Origin of the sequence: Solibacillus cecembensis (genome assembly GCF_050272495.1) — a bacterium.
In the GTDB taxonomy this organism is placed as follows: domain Bacteria; phylum Bacillota; class Bacilli; order Bacillales_A; family Planococcaceae; genus Solibacillus; species Solibacillus cecembensis.
Map to the genome: position 1 here is coordinate 39,637 of NZ_JBNNMF010000012.1, position 19,011 is coordinate 58,647.

The window sequence follows — 19,011 nt, forward strand, 5'->3', positions numbered from 1 at the left end:
TTAGATTGATTATGAAAGCAAAGCAAGACGATTGAATGGCTCGAAAGGATAAGGCTGTTTTGTATGTGGCAAATGCCCGAGTATTTTGTGTATCAATTCTGCCATATGCAAATCCATATCTTGCTCATACGTTTGGATTGCGCTATCGAATTTTTTCATTTCCGTTTCATTATTCAAAATGCTGTATACATCAAATAAAGGTTGGTCGCAGTCGGTAATTTGAAAAACGAGCCGTGCAGGAACTAAATAGTCCATATTAATTTGCTCCTGACCAGGTAATACGGATTCGATAAAAATCGGGATTTTTTTTGAAAGAGCTTCTGCTATGGTTACACCACCAGGCTTTGAAATAATGGCGTCGACCTGATCATAAAGGGCATTCATCTGTTTGCGGCTCGTTATATAAGGGAGCGGTGTCACGTTAGGAAGCGAAAGATATTGAAGCTCCTGTAATAATTTGGCGTTGTTGCCGCATAATACAGTAAATTGAGTGTTGCTTAGCCCACGGCATTGGTTGACGAGCGATTTAATATTGCCTAATCCACTATTTCCGCCCGCTATTAAAATATGTAACGGGTGATTTACTTGGCGTTTTGTAACAGGGCGAATTTCCGGATGAATGGGAATGCCTGAAATGACGATTTTTTCTTCCGCCACAAGAAATTGCTCCTTTAAATGTGTGGCCACATGTGTAGAAGGAGCTAAATGTAAATCAACACAATCCTTTGCCCAAACACCGCCAGTAAAGAAATCTGTATAGGCATTAATAATCGGAACTTGGATTTTTCCCGCCTGTTTTAGTCGACTGGCGGCATGTGATGGAAAGCTATGTGTACAAATGATTGCCTCTGGTTGTTTCTCCAAAATGATTTTCTCAAGTGCCTGCTCCATCATATATTCAAATGGTTGAAATAACCGAACTTGATAGTCCTTTGCATTAAAATTCTTTTTATAAAAACGACTATAGGATTTAGGATATTGCTGAATCCATGTTAAATAACATTTAGAAACAACGTGTTCTAATCTTGGCAGTGTGTGATGAAAAATATCAATTTTTTCTACGCTAACATTTGGATCTTGCTGATGAATATGCGCTTCCAATGCGTCCGCCACTTGATGATGCCCAGATTTCATTTGCATAAAGGGTAGAATTAGAATCATCTTTTTTCACGTCCTTTTACGAATTATGAGTTTTCTTTTAATAAGATAGTAGAGTCCGAACAGTAGCGCAATCCCAAGGCCGATAAGTGGTAAATATTGAAATGGAATATGAAATAAATTGCCAGACACGTAGCCCAATGTAATAAATGGTACTGTCCAAACAAGCGTCCCAATGAAACTATAAAATAGATAGGAAAGCAAAGGAACGTGAGATAACCCAGCAATATAAGGGTTCATCTGTCTCGCTCCGGGAATAAAAAAGCCAACGACTAATGCTTTTTTATAATTGCTTTGATATTTTTCTTGCCATGCCAGTACTTGTGAGGTATTGAGTTTTAGCCATTTTACTACTTTTTGAAATACGGGAGCACCTGCATAATGCCCGATGCCATATGCAACAGTCATGCCGATAAATGCTCCTAAAATGGCGCTCATCACCGAGGTTACCCCATTCAATTTTTGTGAGTGAATGAAAATCCCAATAATGAATAGCAGTGTTTCTTCAGGTGCAGGGATACCAACAATTCCAAAAAACAAACAAATAAAGATGATAATTGCACCGTACTGCTGTATAAGATTCAGTACATTATCAACTGTGAACATACTGCTTCGTCCAATCATGCGGATTTGTAAAAACCTGCCCATCATGTGTAGCTTGCTCTAAAAAGTGATGTAATGTTTGAAGCATATGAACAGGCGCGTCATGATCCGCTCCAAAAGTTTGCCCGCAGTCATGTAAAACATAAATCGCTCCATCGCATCTTGCCTGATGAAGTTGCTGAAGTAATGTAGTTTTACACGTTTGCACTTTCCAATCCCCGAAAATAGAAGTCCACATCATAATTTGAAAGTTGTTTGCGATTTTGAGTGTTGCCGCATTAAAATGCCCCCAAGGTGGACGATAAAGTGTGATAGGCCCGTTTGTAATGCTTTCAAGAATTTGTTTGCTCTTTAATAATTGTCTTTTTAGCATGGCGGGTGTCATGACAAAACTTGACTGATGCGTGTAGTGATGGATGCCGATAACATGCCCTTCTGCCTGCATGCGTCTAATGAGCTCTGGGTGTTGTGAAGCTTTTTTTGCAACAACAAAAAATACCGCATTGATTTTATACGTTTTTAGTAAATCTAGTAGTAGCGGTGTATATTGTGGGTTTGGACCATCATCAAACGTTAATAATAGGCCTTTTTGTGCTGTGGATTTCACAATTCTTTTCGAAAAATTTCGAATGAAAATGGTTGGTAAAATGGTGTAGCAAGCAGCACTAGCGAATGCACCTAGCCCTAGTATGATTTTTTTCATTTGTACCCCCTGAATTTCTGTACCCGTTACAAGTGAAAGTATAAGTAGAGTTGAAAATTTCAATTTGAAATAATGAACTAATAATTTGTTTATATGTAAAAAAATAAAAGAAAATTCTAAATTTAACACGTAATTGTGCAAAGTTATGTTACAATTTCTATTAACTTAAGTCAAGTGTAAAATTATGGGAGGGATTTGGATGTTTACATATAAAATAGATGAGGAGCTCGCATTAAAGCTCGTAACCATTCAGGATGCACCGAGGATTTTTGAATTAACGGACGGATCACGCACTTATTTAAAGCAGTGGCTACCATGGCTTGATACAACGAAAACGGTACAAGATACGGAAAGCTACATCAAGTTCACGCTTCAAATGTTTGCGAATAATAAAGGGTTAAATACAGCGATTGTCTATAAAGGTGAAATCGTTGGTATTGCTGGATTTAACGACATCAATTGGTCAAATCGTACAGCGTATATCGGCTATTGGTTAGGGGAGTCTTATCAAGGATATGGCATTATGACACGTGTTGCGAAAGCATTAACAGAGTATGCATTTGCTGAGTTGAAATTGAATAAAGTTGAAATTCGCGCGGCACAAGGTAATCGTAAAAGTCGAAGTATTCCTGAACGTTTAGGTTATGTAAATGAGGGCTGTATCCGGAATGCAGAATGGCTATATGATCAATATGTCGATCATGTCATATATGGTATGTTGGCGAGTGAATGGAAAAGCAAATAAATTTAGACAGTTTCTAGACAAAAAATGTTAACAAAAAATTTTCTAGTTTTTAACCCAGTTTTAACCTTTCCTATTTATAATGCGATTCGGGGGAAGGTGTGGATTGTTTGATCAAAAAAGTCCTTATAAAATAGAAGGAAAACATCTGTATATTTGTTGGAATGTTGTTAAATCAGCGTTGCCACAGCAAATACAGGTGTTTTTTTATTGGTGAAAAATAGAAACTCAAAATAAATCGATAATAATTGGCTTTAATGAGCATTCACTTTAAGCGAAAATTCTCCAAATTTCATACTTCTGAAGAGAAAACTTCACAATAAGTACATAGAAAATTCTGTAAATTCCTGCTATGCTTTTATTGAAGTCATAAAAATAAATGGCAGCGTAGCCCTAGATTATGGTGAAGAAATTATTCCATACATATGATATGCATTGTGAAATTATTAAGTAGAGGAGGTTGAAATTTGTCTATTAAGTTAAAGATTATTGGATTTTTTATATTATTTGCGATTGTTTTGGGTGGTACAACAGGAACAATCCTATTTATCGAAAAAAGTAGTTTAAATAAGCAGTCAGAGGAAACGATGGATACGCTGACTGCACAGGCAACAGAGACGGTGGAAAAAGATTTGCAGCGTTTAACTTCGCTCATTGGTGAGCAAGTTATTACGATGGAAAAGGAAATTGACCGTGCGATGTATAATGCCGCTTTAATTTTGCAAGAAATGGATCGAAACAATGACGTTTCATTAGCACAATTAGAGCAACTAAAAACGACAACAGGTATGGGTGACTATTATATTGCAGATACCAATGGTGTTTTCACACTTTCAACTGAAGCAGGAGCACCCGGTTTAAGTTTATATGATATTTGGGATGGCTACCGTATGCTCATGACTGGTGAAGCAACGGAACTCCCATCCGCGATGAAGATGAAAGTAGAAACAGGCGAAATTTTTAAATTTACAGCGATTCCACGGGCAAACGGGAAAGGCATTGTGCAATCATCACTAGCGGTAGATGGCGTTGAAGAAATGTTAACAACGTTTTTTGAGCAAGATTACGGGTTACAAAGCTTAAATTTATTTGACAACAATCATCTCGTATTAACAGAAAATAATGTATCCGGTGCGAAATCAACGTTTAAACAAGGGCAACAAACAACGGATGAGGAAGTCGCAGCTATTTTCTCAGGTAAAGAGGCATCAGTGAAAATTGATGGCAATATTGCAGAGGTGTATGCGCCTATTTATTATGATGGCGAGGTGCGATATGCGCTTTATGCGTCGATTGATACACAGCCGTATTTTGCGGCGACAAATTACACGAGCAAAGCTTTAAAAGATGTCAATACAGCGATTAGTAGCTCAATCGTTCAAACGATTCTCATTAGTATTGTAATTAGTATTGTATTGCTTGTTATTTTATCTGGTGTTATTACAAAACAATTGAAACCACTTGGACTGTTTGCGAAAAACTTGCGTGAACTTGGCTCGAATCAGGAAATAAGTGAAGTGAAGGACGCGGAATTAAAGGAAATTCAAAGTGCAATTGAAGAAGTAAAACAGCATTACAAAACGATATTAACTTCTGTACATGACAATACACAAGCAGTTTCACAGGCACAAGGTGAATATTCATCTGAAATGCGAACGACAACGGAAACATTATATGAAGTAACAGAAGCCGTTCGCTCTACTGCATACAATACCCAGCAGCAGGCGGAACAAGTAATGCAGGCTGAGCAAAATATTGAAAACAAATCAATTATGTTACAGCAAGTATCAGGCGAAACAGAAGAGCTTGCAAAATTGTCTCATGATACAAAATCTGCAACATTAAACAGTATTCAGGGAATGGAATTATTATCGAAAACGATTGATATGATGGCGGAAGAAGTCCATTATAATGGCGATCGTATGAATGGTTTACTTGATAACTCTGATCAAATTGGCGACATTATCCAACTAATCGAAAACATTGCAAATAATACGAACTTATTAGCGTTGAATGCTTCCATCGAGGCAGCAAGAGCAGGGGAGCAAGGGAAAGGCTTTGCAGTTGTTGCGGATGAGGTGCGCAAATTAGCAGAGCAAAGTGCGGGTGCTACTAGGAAAATTAGTAGCATTTTATTAGATCTTCAGCGAGAAATTCAATTAGCGAAAACGAGTAATGATCAGCAAATTACGACGATTGAATCGAGCAAAGTTGAAATGACAGATGCGCGATATTTAATCGAACAACTAATCGAGAGTACGGAATTATCTCGTCATAAAATTTCAGCACTAGATAAGCTAGTAGAAGATCTAGAACGCTCAGGGCAAGATGAGAATAGAATCTTTAAATCGCTGTATACGAGCATCCAATCAAATGCTACAAATAGTGAAGAGCTATTATCAATGATTGAAGGTGTATCGTTATCCGTTCAACGTTTAAATGGACTTCTTGACGCATTAGTGAGCCACACAGAGGAACTACAGCACGCGTTATAAAATAAGAATGTATTTTCAAGAACACCAATCGTAAGTGAGAATGAAGAAGGATTTGTTCTATATTTATATAGAGCGGTCCTTTTTTATTGAGCAAAATAATCGAAAAGGAAGTAATTTGTTGTGCGAAAACAAGAAAGTGTATTTTATTACGATAATTTAACTTTTTCTAGAATATTATTGCTTATTTAGAATTTCAATGTACGATTCTCAATTAGAGGGATGTATAAAAAAAGTGCTGTTGTCACAGTTTATTCTTATATAATCAATGATTTCAGTGTTTTAAACGCTGAAGGTTGACGAATAATCGATAATATAAGATAATCGTAAACAGTAATGATAATTATTTTATAATAATTATAAATATGATAAACTTTTCTACTACTAGGAGGAAATAACACATGGCTTTAATCGGTAAAGAAATTCAAGAATTCTCAGCAAAGGCTTTCCAAAAAGGCGAATTCATCGACGTATCATCAGAAAACTTCAAAGGACAATGGTCAGTAGTATGCTTCTACCCAGCAGACTTTACTTTCGTTTGCCCAACTGAATTAGGTGACTTACAAAATGAATACGCTACATTAAAATCATTAGGCGTTGAAGTATACTCAGTTTCTACTGATACGCACTTCACACACAAAGCATGGCATGACACTTCTGATGTAATCGGTACAATTGAATACATCATGATTGGTGACCCATCACACACAATTTCTAAAGGCTTCGACGTATTAAACGAAGAAGACGGCTTAGCAGAGCGCGGTACATTCATCATCGATCCAGATGGCGTTGTACAAGCAGTAGAAATTAACGCTGGTGGTATTGGCCGTGATGCTTCAACTTTAGTAAACAAAATTAAAGCAGCTCAGTATGTGCGTAACAATCCAGGTGAAGTTTGCCCAGCTAAATGGGAAGAAGGCAGCGCAACATTAACTCCAAGCTTAGACTTAGTAGGTAAAATCTAAGTTCTTTCGCTAAAAATATATAGTATGTAGCAGTACGTTCGCTACAAACAAAGCAGGCGGCAAAGAGCAATCACTGTGATTGATTTTTGTCGCTCTGTTTTTAGATAGCTAAAACTTTGTATTACTTTGTGCGAGGTAAACCATTCTAATTCATAACAATAGAACGTTTAACTTGCTTCAGCAGAAAACCTCTACTCCTATAAGTGGGGGATGAATGTTAAATAAGCTCTAAGTTCAGTTGTAGTTTAAACCCCGGCTGAATCAAGTTAAAGCCCCGGCGGATGTCACAGATTTTTAGAGGTGTTTTTCGAGCGAGCTCGAAAAAATCTGGACGCAATTACGCCTAGGCGTAATTGATGGCAGTACTCTCTGCCTTTATTTTAAAAGGAAATGAGGTGGAAAGCTGACTGTATAGAGAGTGAGGTACGACCGATTTTTTTAACTGGCCCGATTGAAAGGGGCAAGAAAATAAAACAGTCGGTGGGAATCATGCAGCAGCGTAAACATGTTAGATAATCAAATTAAAGCGCAATTACAACAATATTTAACAATGCTTGAAGGCGACTTAGTATTAAAAGTAAGTGCTGGAGATGATAAAGTTTCAAAAGATTTACTTGAGTTAGTAACAGAAATCGAAAAAATGTCTCCACGCATTGCACTAGAGCACACAATTTTAGAACGTACACCAAGTTTTAGTGTAAATAAAAAAGGTGAAGCAGATTCAGGTATTGCATTTGCAGGTTTACCACTTGGTCATGAATTTACGTCATTAGTATTAGCATTACTACAAGTTTCAGGCCGTGCGCCGAAAGTTGACGAGTCGGTTATTAAACGTGTACAAGCGATTAAAGAGCCGATCCAATTTGAATCGTTTGTTAGTTTAACTTGCCACAACTGCCCAGATGTTGTACAAGCATTAAATATTATGGCGGTATTAAATCCGAATATTTCGCATGTAATGGTCGAAGGTGGCGCGTTCCAACACGAAGTAACAGAGCGGGACATTATGGCTGTACCAACTGTGTTTGCAAATGGTAAAAATTTTGCAGGTGGTCGTATGGACATTGATGATATTTTAAACCTAATCGGCAGTAAGTCAGATGGTTCTGAATTTGAAAATGTTGAACCGTTTGATGTATTAGTTGTTGGTGGTGGTCCTGCAGGTGCAGCAGCGGCAATTTACTCAGCGCGTAAAGGTATTCGCACAGGTATCGTAGCAGAGCGTTTTGGCGGACAAGTAAATGATACATTATCAATTGAAAACATTATTGGAACGAGTGCAACAGAAGGTCCGAAATTTGTTTCAAGCCTAGAAAGTCATGTTGCCGATTATGCGGTCGATGTCATGAAATCTCAGCGTGCAGCGAAAATCGAGAAAAAAGACTTTGTCGAAGTAACATTAGAAAATGGCGCGGTATTAAAAGGGAAAACAGTCATCCTATCTACGGGTGCTCGTTACCGCCAACTTGGTGTACCTGGTGAGCAAGAGTTTAAAAATAAAGGTGTTGCATACTGTCCACACTGTGATGGTCCTATTTTTAAAGGGAAAAATATTGCAGTTGTTGGTGGCGGTAACTCGGGTGTTGAAGCGGCAATCGACTTAGCGGGTATTGTTAACCACGTTACATTAATGCAAGGTGCATCAGAACTTACAGCGGATAAAGTTTTACAAGAACGTGTACGCAGCTTGAAAAACGTAACAGTTATTACGGATGCTTTCACAAAAGAAATTACTGGTACGAATAAAGTGGATGGTTTAACGTATTTAGACAATGTTTCAGGTGAAGAACGCCATATTGAGCTAGAAGGCCTTTTCGTTCAAATTGGTTTACTACCAAATACAGAATTTTTACAAGGTGCAATTACGATGAATGCACATGGTGAAATTATTGTAGATAAGCACGGCGCAACAAATATGCTAGGTGTCTTTGCAGCAGGTGACTGTACAGATGCAGCATATAAACAAATCATTATTTCAATGGGGTCTGGTGCTACAGCAGCACTTGGCGCATTTGATTATATGATTCGTAATACATCAGGTGAACGTGAGTCACTTAACGTATAAATGAATAGAAATAGAGGGAGTCTTCGTAAAGAGGGCTTCTTTTTTTATGCAGATTATTTAGCCGTTTGATATGATTGTTATAACAGTAAAATAAAAAAGTTGAGGTGACCATAATGGTGAACTCCGAAAAAACAGCAAGAACTTGCTCACAAGGACATACTTATTATAAAAGTAGTGATTGCCCGACATGCCCTGTTTGTGAAGCGGCAAAAAAGCCAACAGCAGGATTTTTTGCAACACTTTCAGCACCTGCGAGACGAGCTTTGGAGCATGAAGGAATTACGACGTTAGAACGCTTAGCAGAGTTTTCGGAAAAGGATATTTTGAAATTACATGGTGTTGGGCCTGCAACAATGCCAAAGTTAAGACAAGCACTCCGAGATGCCCAACTTACCTTTTGGAGTAAAAAGTAGAGGTTTTCCGAGGAACCGATAAAAAAGCAGAACGTCATATGAAGGTCGGATCAATAGTAAGTTCACCAATTTTCCACACCAATTAAAGACAATTTGATTTACAATGAGTTGGATAAGGCTAGAGAGGGGATATTTATTATGAAGATTAAATTATTATCAGTAGCATTACTTGCGGTAGGTATACTTGCAGCATGTGGTGATGAAAAAGGAACGGATGGAGGACAATCTCCAGAACAACCGGGACAAACACAACCTGAAACGAAAGAACCTACAACAACACAAGGGCAAACAGATGATATTAAAGCATTAGTAGAAAGCTATAGCTCAAACAAAACAACAGATGAGCAAGCATCGATTACATCAACACAATTAATCGTAACGGATAAAGATAGTAATGAAACGATATATGATTTACCAGAGGAAGAATTTTTCGTTTCAATCGCACCATTCATTACTCAAACACACCCATGTACAAACCATAGCTTAACAGGCTGCCAAGGTGAATTAGTGAGCCAGGAATTTGATGTGTTTATTGAAAATGAAAAGGGAGAAGTTATTGTAGATGAGAAGATTACGACATTAGAAAATGGTTTCTTCGACTTATGGCTACCTCGTAACCAAGCATACATTATCCAAATCGAGCAAGACGGTAAAAAAGTAGAAGGCGGCATTACAACGTTTGAAGAAGATGGTACATGCATTACGACATTACAACTGAAATAGCAAGCAAAAAAACGCTCGGATGAATGAATCCAAGCGTTTTTTGTTAATTTATTTAATTGTAATCCCAGACTGCATTTCATAATTTCGTACGAGCATGCCGTTTGATTTTATCATGCCGAAGTTTTCGTAGTAAGGAATTAAGTCATCATCACAGCACAGATCAATCATATAAATATCATCTAGTTGTTGTAACATACGTTTTACTAATTCCTTGCCAATGCCTTTGTTTTTATACGCTGGCAAAACTTCAAGGAACGGAATGTAGGCTGAAACGACACCATCACTAATTGCTGTTATAAATCCAACTACTTGATTTGTATTTTCATCTAACGCAATGATCACTTTACTGCTATTTTTCAATAGTTTTAAATGTGTTTGTAGATTTGGGGGATTTGGCCAATCCACGAAAAAACCGTTCAACATAGTAGATGAAATGCCATCAATATTATTTTTATATACTATGATATATATCAACTCCTAATTATTAATTGATTAGATAGATGATATATCTCAAAAGTATAGTAACAAAACCATAACCTCCGAATATTTATTTAGGCTGCATTCTAAAATTCAAAAGCCCTATTTATGAAAGCGCCCCCGATTGTAAACGATACATCAGCTCGTATTTCCCACCAAGTGCAACGAGTTCATCATGCGAACCTTGCTCAACAATTTCACCGCGATCTAACACTAAAATCTTATCGGCATTTTTAATCGTAGAAAGTCGGTGTGCAATGATGAATGTTGTACGCCCTTGCTTTAAAACATCCATCGCATGCTGAATAATTTCCTCTGTTTCAGAGTCAATATTTGACGTTGCTTCATCCAAAATTAAAATTGCTGGGTCAAAGGCAAGTGCACGTGCGAATGAAATAAGCTGACGCTGCCCAGAAGAAAGTGTGCTTCCTTTTTCGATAACGGGTTCATCAATACCTTGTTCCAGTTTTGCTAGAACACGATCGCCGCCAACTGCAGCAAGCGCTTTTTCCACCGTTTCACGCGATATGCGTTTATCATTTAAGCTAACATTCGTTTCGATTGTACCTGTAAACAAGTAAGGGTCTTGTAAAACGATTCCCATATGCTGGCGAACCGCTTGACGAGGGAGTTTCGTAATATCTTGCCCGTCAATAACGATACGACCCTTTTGTGGATCATAGAAACGGAATAATAAATTCATAATCGAGCTTTTCCCCGATCCTGTATGCCCAACGAGTGCAATTGTTTCCCCTTGTTTTGCCTCGAAATCAATGTTCTTTAATACGTACTCATCATTTTTGTAAGCAAAAGATACGTTTTCGAACACAACATTACCCGTATAGCGGTCAATCCGTGCTTCACTTACATTTTCCCCAGGTTGCTCTAACAGCTCAAATACACGAGAAGCCGCAACAAGTGAACGTTCAAGCTGTGAAAATTGATTGACCAAGTTTGTGATTGGATTAAAAAGACGTGTAATGTAATCAACAAAAGCATAAAGTGTTCCGGCAGAAACAGCTTCCGGTAATGTCATTGATTGTGTACCAAAGTAAAATACAAATACAGCGAACATCGCTAAGCGTAAAATATTGACTAAGTTATGTGAAGTAGCAGAATCTAGAACAAGTAATTTACGATGGTATTCGTAATGTTCATTGTTCATTTCATCAAATTCATGCTTCATTTGATCTTCACGACGGAATGCTTGAATAATCGTCATACCGTTAATCGATTCATTAATCATGGCGTTAATATCCGCAATTTTTGTACGGATTACATGATTGTATTGAGAGGCATATTTACGGTATAAAATCATCCAAGTATACACAATCGGAATTAGAATAAGGGCAACAAGTGCCATTTTCCAGTTTAAGATAAACAGCGCAATATAAACTCCTGCAATTGTAATGAAGCTTGTAGCAAACTGCGAAAGTACCGTCACATAAAGATTACGGATTGCTTCTGTATCGTTCGTAACACGGGCAACAACTTTCCCAGCAGGCAAGTTGTCGAAGTATTCTATAGGAAGCTTTTGAATATGCCCAAAAACATCTTTCCGCAATTGCTGTACGACACGGTTCGCCCCGCGCTGTAAGTAGATGTTCATAAAATAACGGAACACCGCTGTTATGATAGAAAGTAGTAAAAATACAGAAAGTAGCCAAATGATCGGTTCAGCCTGTATGCTACCAGGTGCCATATAGTGGTCAATAATATATTTCGCAATGAACGGACCTGTAATATCCGCTACGACTGCAATTGTTAATAATATTAAACCGATTAGTATCGGTGATTTAAATTTTAAAGCGTATAAATACAGTCTTTTTGACGTACTCATTCGGGCACCTCCTCTAGCTGCTGGCGATCAAATTGCTCTTTATACCAACCACCTAAAGTAAGGAGCTGTTCATGTGTACCACGTTCTACAATCATGCCATCATCTAGCACAATTACCTCGTCGGCATGTTGAATACCTGACAGACGGTGTGTGGAAATAATCGTTGTTTTACCAGCACGCTCTGTTTGAATGTTATCGATAATTTTTGATTCGGTTTTCGCATCAACAGCCGATAATGAATCATCAAAAATTAAAATTTCTGGGTCTTTAATTAAGGCACGAGCGATGGAAACACGCTGTTTTTGCCCGCCTGATAAGGAAACTCCTTTTTCACCAACAAGCGTTTCAATGCCCATTGGTAAATTTGTTAAATCCTTTTCAAAGTCAGCAAGTCGGATGGCTTCATTAATTTCCTCAGACGTTGCATCTTCCTTACCGAACAAAATATTTTCACGAATAGTACGTGAGAAGAGCGTGTGATCTTGTGGCACATAGCCGATCCAGTCTAAAATTTGTTCTTTCGTCATATTAGCAAGGTTTGTATCGTTAATAACAATCTTGCCATCACCAAGTGGATACTCACGCAATAATTGGCGAATGAATGTCGTTTTCCCCGCACCTGTTTTTCCTACAATGCCAAGCGTTTGCCCCTTTTGTAAGTTCAGTGAAATTTGCTGTAAATTTTTCATCTGAGACAGTGGATATTGGAATGTGAAGTTATCAAAGCCAATTGAATTTGGTACCGCATATGATTTTGGTGATGCTGGATTTTGAACATCTGCCTCATATTCAAGTGTATCTTGCACACGGTCTAAAGAAGCACTCCCTTGCTGCATGACGTTAATAAGCTCACCAATTGCAAACATCGGCCATACCGCTAAACCTAAATAGACATTAAATGAAACAAGCTGACCTACTGAAAGCTCCCCGCGAGAAACAAGTACAGCCCCGTAGCCAAGCGCAATCACATAACAAATGCCTGTTCCAATTTTCGTTATTGGCATAAACATCCCGTTAATATAAGCAACTTGCATGTTTTTATTGAAAACATCCTCACTCATATCAGCGAAACGTTGTTCATCCTTTTGTTCTTGAACATAGGCACGTATAACGCGAGTACCTGCAACGGATTCTAGAACATTATCGTTCATCTCTCCGAATGCATGTTGTGCGGTCATATAACGTTCATGCACAATCTTCCCTAAATATTGAATGATGATGGCCATAATCGGAATTGGCAACATCGCAAAAAATGTTAGCTTCCAAGAAATAAAGAAGCCCATTGCTAAAATAATCAGCCCCATATAAACAGTGGAATCAATCAGCGTCATAATCCCGAAACCAGCTGTTAAAGTAACTGAGTTTAAATCATTTGTTGCTTTGGCCATTAAGTCACCAGTACGATTTTTTTCATAAAACGTCGGTGTCATATTTAAAAATTGTTGCATCAACCGTTTACGTAAAATTCGATCAAGTGTAATGGAACCTCCAAATAATTGATATTGCCATACATAGTTCAGCCCATAGCTAATTAAAGCCGCTACTAAGATGAACGTCATGTATTTAGTTAACAGTTCACTGGTCATTGTACCGTCTGTCATGGCATCAATTGCCTCACCTAAAATCCATGGTGGCAATACTTCAACCACACTTGCAAGCATTAGCAAGGTAATGGCAATTGTATATTGCTTGCGATATTGCTTGAAAAACCATTTTAATTTAAAAAGTACACTAAACATTATTTAACCTTCTTTCCTCGTAGTCGTAAATAAGCTACCCATCATCTGTTCGATCGTTTCTTAATAGTTTTCTTTGCGTAAAATTGTTCATAGTAAAGCCCTCCTAAAGTGTTTTTTCACTAAAAAAGCGTCACGTAGTTTATTGGAATCGTAATTTATCCAACAAAAAAGACACCAATCCGATTTTTCGAATAGGTGTCAAAACGAAAAAGGGCACAGGTAAGTCCATACCTGTGCTACTTTTTGATTACGTGCTTATGCATAACATAATAAGTAGTGTTGGCTTGGACGATATGAAATTGTATTATTGTGTTGCGGTTTAACAATTACTGTATTCATCATCGTCATAGCCTCCTCTTCTTTTTACATTATTTAGTGTCCCTTAATATTAGTTGAATGAATTATGGCTGTCAATATTTTTTGAAAATATTTTATATTCTGTCTTAATTTTTAATTTTTCTGAAACGTTTTTTTGTAAACAGATTAGTCCAACTTTTAATTCATCCTCACTAGCGTAGGCATAGGAAAGTCGAATATGAAAGGTATCCTTTGGTTCGTAAATATAGCCAGGATTGATGAGTATCTTTTGCTTAAGTAACTTATAAAATAATTCAGATGTCACGATGGGCTGGTGGAATTTTAGCCAAATATAGAAGCCACCCTTTGATTTTTCCCAACTTGCGATGTCAGAGAAATGTTGTATCAGTAATTTTTCCATATAGAGCGCTCTTTTTTGCAATTCGGATTTTAAAGTAATGATATGTTCCTCATAAAGTCCGTTTGTCAGCCAATGCGTTACAATTTCCTGAGAAAAAGCACTAGAGCCATAATCCATTTGCATTTTTATGTCGGCGATTCGTTTAATGACAGGTATTGGTGCTACTACCCAGCCAATGCGTAAACCGGGACTGAGCGTTTTAGATACACTTCCTAAATAAACAACCTGTCCAGCGGAATCAATTGCCTTTAATGGCGGTGAGAGTTTTTCAAATGCTAGTTCAAAATAAACATCATCTTCAATGATTGGCAAATTAGCTGCTAAACACTGTTCATAAAATTGTTCCTTTCTTTGTTGAGACCATATAGCACCTGTTGGGTTATGGAGCGTTGGAATGGCATAGTAAATATTTTGACCGCTCAACTTTTTTTGTATGACCATTTGCTCAGTGCTTGATGAGATACTATGTAAATTCATCCCATACGATTGAAACGGATGGACGGAATTAAGATAAGAATACTCTTCTTGTAACACTGTTGAGCCGGGCTCTAGTAAGCCAACAGCAATTAATTGCAATGCTTGTAAGCCACCAGAAACAATACATATATTACCTACTGTTGTTTCGATATTTCGCTTTTTTAAATAATGAACAAGTGCTTGACGAAGGGCTAAACTTCCTTGAGGTGAAGAATAGCCAATTGCTTTTCCGTCTAATTTTAAATGTTGTAATGAATGTTGGATTTTTTCAGTAGGTAATAGACTCGGAGAAAGCTCACCGGTACTTAGACGAATAATGGATTCATCTTGCTCAAATTCATTGATTAGTTGAATTGTTTGATAGTTCGCTTTATGAATGCTTGTTTCGATATATTTTTGCCAATTGGGCTGTTTTTGTTTAACGAGAATATTCCATGAATCATTTGAAACAAAAGTGCTTGAACCAATTTTAGAACATAAAATACCATCTGCTTTTAATTCGTCAATTGCTTCTTGTAACGTGCTTCGATTTACGCCGAGTGATAACGCGAGTTGCCGTTGCGCGGGCAATTTTGTTCCATTTGGCCAATGCCCATTTAAAATTTGTTCGGTTATCCAATGCACGATTTGATTCGCTAAACTAATGGATAATGTTCTATCAGGCTTCCAATTCATAAATCAGGCAACTCCTTCTACAATCAATTACGCCTCGGCGTAATTGCGTCCAAATTTCGAATTGCGCTCGCGCAATTAACTCCTTTCGAAATTTGAGACATCCGCCGGGGGCTTAGGCCAACACTATGTTGGTCACTCAGGCGTTGCCACACGATGTGGCGTTCTTAGCCTGAGTTCCTCTATTCAGCTTGGGTTTGAACCCCTGCTGAATTAAGTGAAATTGGGTGGATAAAAAACCAACCAATTGGACCTGTTTTTATAGTTATAACATAAGTAATATTGTTTCGTAGAGGGGTGAATTTCTTGGAACCAATATTTCATGGGATTATTTTAGCATTTGGATTAATTTTGCCGTTAGGTGTACAAAATGTATTCGTTTTTACGCAAGGTGTGATGCAACCGTCACTTTTACGCGCATTACCTGCAGCTGTTACAGCGGCTATTAGTGACACGCTATTAATTGTATTAGCAAGTTTAGGCGTCTCTTTAATTGTGATGCAAGTCGAATGGTTACGTCTTATTTTATTAATTGGCGGTATTTTATTTTTAGGCTATATGGGATTTGTTATTTGGCGTTCTGATGCCGCAAAGATGGAAAATCAGCAGGCGATGCCGATGAAAAAACAAGTGCTTTTTGCATTGTCTGTGTCATTATTAAATCCACATGCATTATTAGATGCAATCGGAGTAATTGGTACGAATGCTGTGAAATACAGTGGCAATGAGCAATGGCAATTTATTTTGGCTTGTGTGCTCGTTTCATGGCTGTGGTTTTTAGGGTTAATGTCTACAGGGGCGCTGCTAAAAAAGATGAAAATTTCTCCGACTGTTTTTTCCTTATTTAATAAAGTTTCTGCGCTATTTATTTGGGGAACAGCGATTTATCTTTTAAGTAGTTTGTTGTAAGTGTGTATTTGAAAAAATTCGTGTATTTCGCTATTCTTAATAGTAGAAAGTATAAGAAAAAAGGAGCTGAGCAGCATGAAAAAGCTAGTAATGTTAATGATGGTTATATTGTTATTGGCGGCTTGTGGGACGGAAACATCGCAGCCAAAAGAAAACACGCAAGGTAGTGCTAAAGAAAAAACGATTGTACTATACAAATCGGATGCCAATGCCGAGTTTACGATGCCGTTTGAAGAAAAATATCCAAGCAAAAATGAAGATTTAGTAAAGTTTATATTTGCAAAAGTAAATGAGCATGAGGTAGCGCTTCTTGATTATGAATTTGAACAAGAGGATAAAAGTTTAGTATTAAATTTAGGTGATGATGTTTACACAATTCAAGGCTCAGCAGGGGCAGCGATGTTTGTAGAAACATTAGTGAAATCATATTTTGAAAACTTCCCGAAACTACAGGAAGTTACATTTATTCATAAAGGCTCTTATGAATCGATTTTAGACCATATGATGATCGGTGAACCATATAAACGAGAAAACTTCAAAATGAAGTAAGGGGATTAAGAATATGACCCAGATTTGGACAAATGGCATCATTTATACAATGGAAAATGAATTTTCAACAGTAGAGGCTGTCCTTGTAGAAGAAGGGGGAATTCGAGCTGTTGGGACATTTGAAGCTTTGAAAAATCAAGCAGATGAAGTGATTGATTTACAAGGTGCGACGATGTATCCAGGATTTGTGGATAGCCATTTGCATATGGTTGCTCATGGCGAAAAGTTACAGCGTTTAGATTTAACGCATGCAACATCTGCTGAGCAAATACTAGCACTTGTCAGTCAAGCTGCCGCAACATTAGAAGCTGGTCAATGGCTATTTGGTGAAGGGTGGAGTGAACATAACTTTCAGGATGGGCGTATTCCTACAAAAGAAGAGTTAGATCAAATTTCAGAAGCACCTATACTATTGACGCGTGTTTGTCATCATGTTGTGCTAGCGAATTCAGCGGCACTAGCAACAGGCCATATTACCATGCAAACGGAAGATCCTCCAGGTGGGAAAATCGGACGTCATGCAGATGGGCATTTGAATGGTTTACTGTATGAACTTGCGATTAATTTAGTAACGGATGAGATTCCAAAAGAAGGAGAAGCGTATATAAACTCCTTGGAAACAGCATTGAATCAAGCGGTAGAAAATATGCTTTCTTACGGATTAACGGGTGGTCATACGGAGGAAATGAGTTATTTTGGTACCTATACAAACCCTTTAACCGCCTATCAGCGCGTCATAGGAAATGGGCAAAACTTCCGTGTTCATTTACTTCGTCATCATAATGTATTCCAAGAAATGATGGATGCGCAAGTAGGTGATCAACAACCTTTCTTAGAACTAGGTGCGATGAAAATATACGCAGATGGTTCTTTTGGCGGTTCGACAGCAGCATTATTAGCACCGTATGCAAATGATGAAAGTAATAAAGGCATGCTCATTCATACGGATGAACAAATGGAGCAACTTATTATGCTTGCTAGAAAACATCAGGAAGCTGTCGCAATTCATATGATTGGTGATGCAGGAGTGGAGCAAGTTATTACATTGTTAGAGAAACACCCAGTATTTCCTGGGAAACGTGACCGACTCATTCACTGTTGTTTAGTGACTGCTGAACAAATCGAACGAATGAAGAACTTGTCGGTTATTTTAGACTTGCAACCAGCATTTGTACCTTCAGATTTCCCATGGGTAGTAGACAAAATCGGTCCAAATCGTAAATCCTTAGCTTATGCGTGGAAAACATTTATAGATGAAGGGCTCATGTGTGCAGCAGGAACGGATGCACCGATTGAAGCGATTAGTCCAATGGAAACGATTTATGCGGCTGTAGAACGTAAAAAGTCGAGTGACACTCATAATGGGTATATTCCGGAAGAAAAAGTAACGCGCTTTGAAGCAGTGAAGATGTATACAGTTGGCAGTGCACAAGCGACTTGCAAGGAACATAAGCGCGGTATGATTAAAGCAGGGTATGACGCGGATTTCACTATTTTTGACCGCGATTTATTTGCAGGTACGACAGAAGACATGAGGCAAGCGCAAGCATTAAAAACTGTAGTAGCAGGTAAAGTTGTATTTAATAGAAACAACAATAAATAAATAAATAAATAAAAAACAAACACAACTCAGGATTACTTTCGTCGAGTTGTGTTTTTTTATTGCATTTTTAGGGAATGAAAAAGACATTATGTTGTTGAATCATTATTAAAACAAAGTAAGTCTATATAAATTATGTGAAAATAGTATTGTAATACAAAGGTAA

16 protein-coding genes are annotated in these 19,011 nt (G+C 37.7%); 9 read left to right on the forward strand and 7 right to left on the reverse strand.

Translation table 11 applies throughout. The features are described from left to right. Positions 1–9: 9 nt before the first annotated feature. From ACQKIH_RS12035 to ACQKIH_RS12045, 3 genes are read right to left on the reverse strand one after another with little or no spacing between them, the layout of a single operon-like run. Entirely contained in the window at positions 10–1,161 is a 1,152-nt protein-coding gene (locus ACQKIH_RS12035; RefSeq protein WP_427766290.1) for an MGDG synthase family glycosyltransferase, read from the reverse strand. 6 nt (positions 1,162–1,167) lie between these two features. Then, a complete protein-coding gene (locus ACQKIH_RS12040) occupies positions 1,168–1,764 on the reverse strand; it encodes a DedA family protein (RefSeq protein ID WP_427766292.1) in 597 nt (198 codons plus the stop codon). Further along, positions 1,751–2,464 (reverse strand): polysaccharide deacetylase family protein, encoded by a 714-nt coding sequence (locus tag ACQKIH_RS12045; protein ID WP_427766295.1) that lies wholly within the window; start codon positions 2,462–2,464, stop codon positions 1,751–1,753. Before ACQKIH_RS12045 ends, ACQKIH_RS12040 begins: the two co-directional genes overlap by 14 nt. A gap of 199 nt (positions 2,465–2,663) precedes the next feature. Here ACQKIH_RS12045 and ACQKIH_RS12050 point away from each other — a divergent pair, with 199 nt between their 5' ends. From ACQKIH_RS12050 to ACQKIH_RS12075, 6 genes are all read left to right on the forward strand, one after another. Beyond that, complete coding sequence (locus tag ACQKIH_RS12050; RefSeq protein ID WP_427766298.1) at positions 2,664–3,209, forward strand: GNAT family N-acetyltransferase; 546 nt, start codon at positions 2,664–2,666, stop codon at positions 3,207–3,209. A gap of 464 nt (positions 3,210–3,673) precedes the next feature. Continuing rightward, positions 3,674–5,701: a methyl-accepting chemotaxis protein gene (locus ACQKIH_RS12055; RefSeq protein WP_427766301.1), complete on the forward strand. Its 2,028-nt coding sequence runs from the start codon at positions 3,674–3,676 to the stop codon at positions 5,699–5,701. Between the two features lie 398 nt (positions 5,702–6,099). Further along, complete coding sequence (gene ahpC / locus ACQKIH_RS12060) at positions 6,100–6,663, forward strand: alkyl hydroperoxide reductase subunit C (RefSeq protein ID WP_057986083.1); 564 nt, start codon at positions 6,100–6,102, stop codon at positions 6,661–6,663. A 505-nt stretch (positions 6,664–7,168) separates the two neighbouring features. Next, positions 7,169–8,728 carry an alkyl hydroperoxide reductase subunit F gene (ahpF, locus tag ACQKIH_RS12065; protein WP_427766304.1) on the forward strand — a complete coding sequence of 520 codons (1,560 nt, stop codon included), beginning with the start codon at positions 7,169–7,171 and terminating at the stop codon, positions 8,726–8,728. Positions 8,729–8,841: 113 nt separating this feature from the next. Then, positions 8,842–9,141, forward strand: a complete 300-nt coding sequence (locus ACQKIH_RS12070) for an RNA polymerase alpha subunit C-terminal domain-containing protein (RefSeq protein ID WP_427766307.1) — start codon at positions 8,842–8,844, stop codon at positions 9,139–9,141. 138 nt (positions 9,142–9,279) lie between these two features. Then, a complete protein-coding gene (locus tag ACQKIH_RS12075) occupies positions 9,280–9,864 on the forward strand; it encodes a CueP family metal-binding protein (protein ID WP_427766310.1) in 585 nt (194 codons plus the stop codon). Positions 9,865–9,912: 48 nt separating this feature from the next. Here the strand turns inward: ACQKIH_RS12075 and ACQKIH_RS12080 are convergent, their stop codons facing one another. The 4 genes from ACQKIH_RS12080 to ACQKIH_RS12095 form a co-directional block, all read right to left on the reverse strand. Further along, entirely contained in the window at positions 9,913–10,326 is a 414-nt protein-coding gene (locus tag ACQKIH_RS12080; RefSeq protein WP_427766468.1) for a GNAT family N-acetyltransferase, read from the reverse strand. A 121-nt stretch (positions 10,327–10,447) separates the two neighbouring features. Next, entirely contained in the window at positions 10,448–12,181 is a 1,734-nt protein-coding gene (locus ACQKIH_RS12085) for an ABC transporter ATP-binding protein (RefSeq protein WP_427766313.1), read from the reverse strand. Further along, complete coding sequence (locus ACQKIH_RS12090; RefSeq protein ID WP_427766316.1) at positions 12,178–13,920, reverse strand: ABC transporter ATP-binding protein; 1,743 nt, start codon at positions 13,918–13,920, stop codon at positions 12,178–12,180. The genes ACQKIH_RS12085 and ACQKIH_RS12090 overlap by 4 nt, the downstream gene beginning before the upstream one ends. 388 nt (positions 13,921–14,308) lie before the next feature. Next, on the reverse strand, positions 14,309–15,790 hold the full coding sequence (locus tag ACQKIH_RS12095) for an aminotransferase-like domain-containing protein (protein WP_427766318.1): 1,482 nt from the start codon (positions 15,788–15,790) through the stop codon (positions 14,309–14,311). Positions 15,791–16,093: 303 nt separating this feature from the next. Between ACQKIH_RS12095 and ACQKIH_RS12100 the strand changes: the two genes are divergently transcribed. The 3 genes from ACQKIH_RS12100 to ACQKIH_RS12110 all read left to right on the forward strand — a co-directional run bounded on the left by ACQKIH_RS12100 (position 16,094) and on the right by ACQKIH_RS12110 (position 18,848). Beyond that, entirely contained in the window at positions 16,094–16,696 is a 603-nt protein-coding gene (locus ACQKIH_RS12100; RefSeq protein WP_427766321.1) for a LysE/ArgO family amino acid transporter, read from the forward strand. 75 nt (positions 16,697–16,771) lie between these two features. Further along, a complete protein-coding gene (locus ACQKIH_RS12105; RefSeq protein ID WP_057986070.1) occupies positions 16,772–17,245 on the forward strand; it encodes a hypothetical protein in 474 nt (157 codons plus the stop codon). A gap of 13 nt (positions 17,246–17,258) precedes the next feature. Next, entirely contained in the window at positions 17,259–18,848 is a 1,590-nt protein-coding gene (locus tag ACQKIH_RS12110; protein ID WP_427766324.1) for an amidohydrolase, read from the forward strand. Positions 18,849–19,011: the final 163 nt, after the last annotated feature.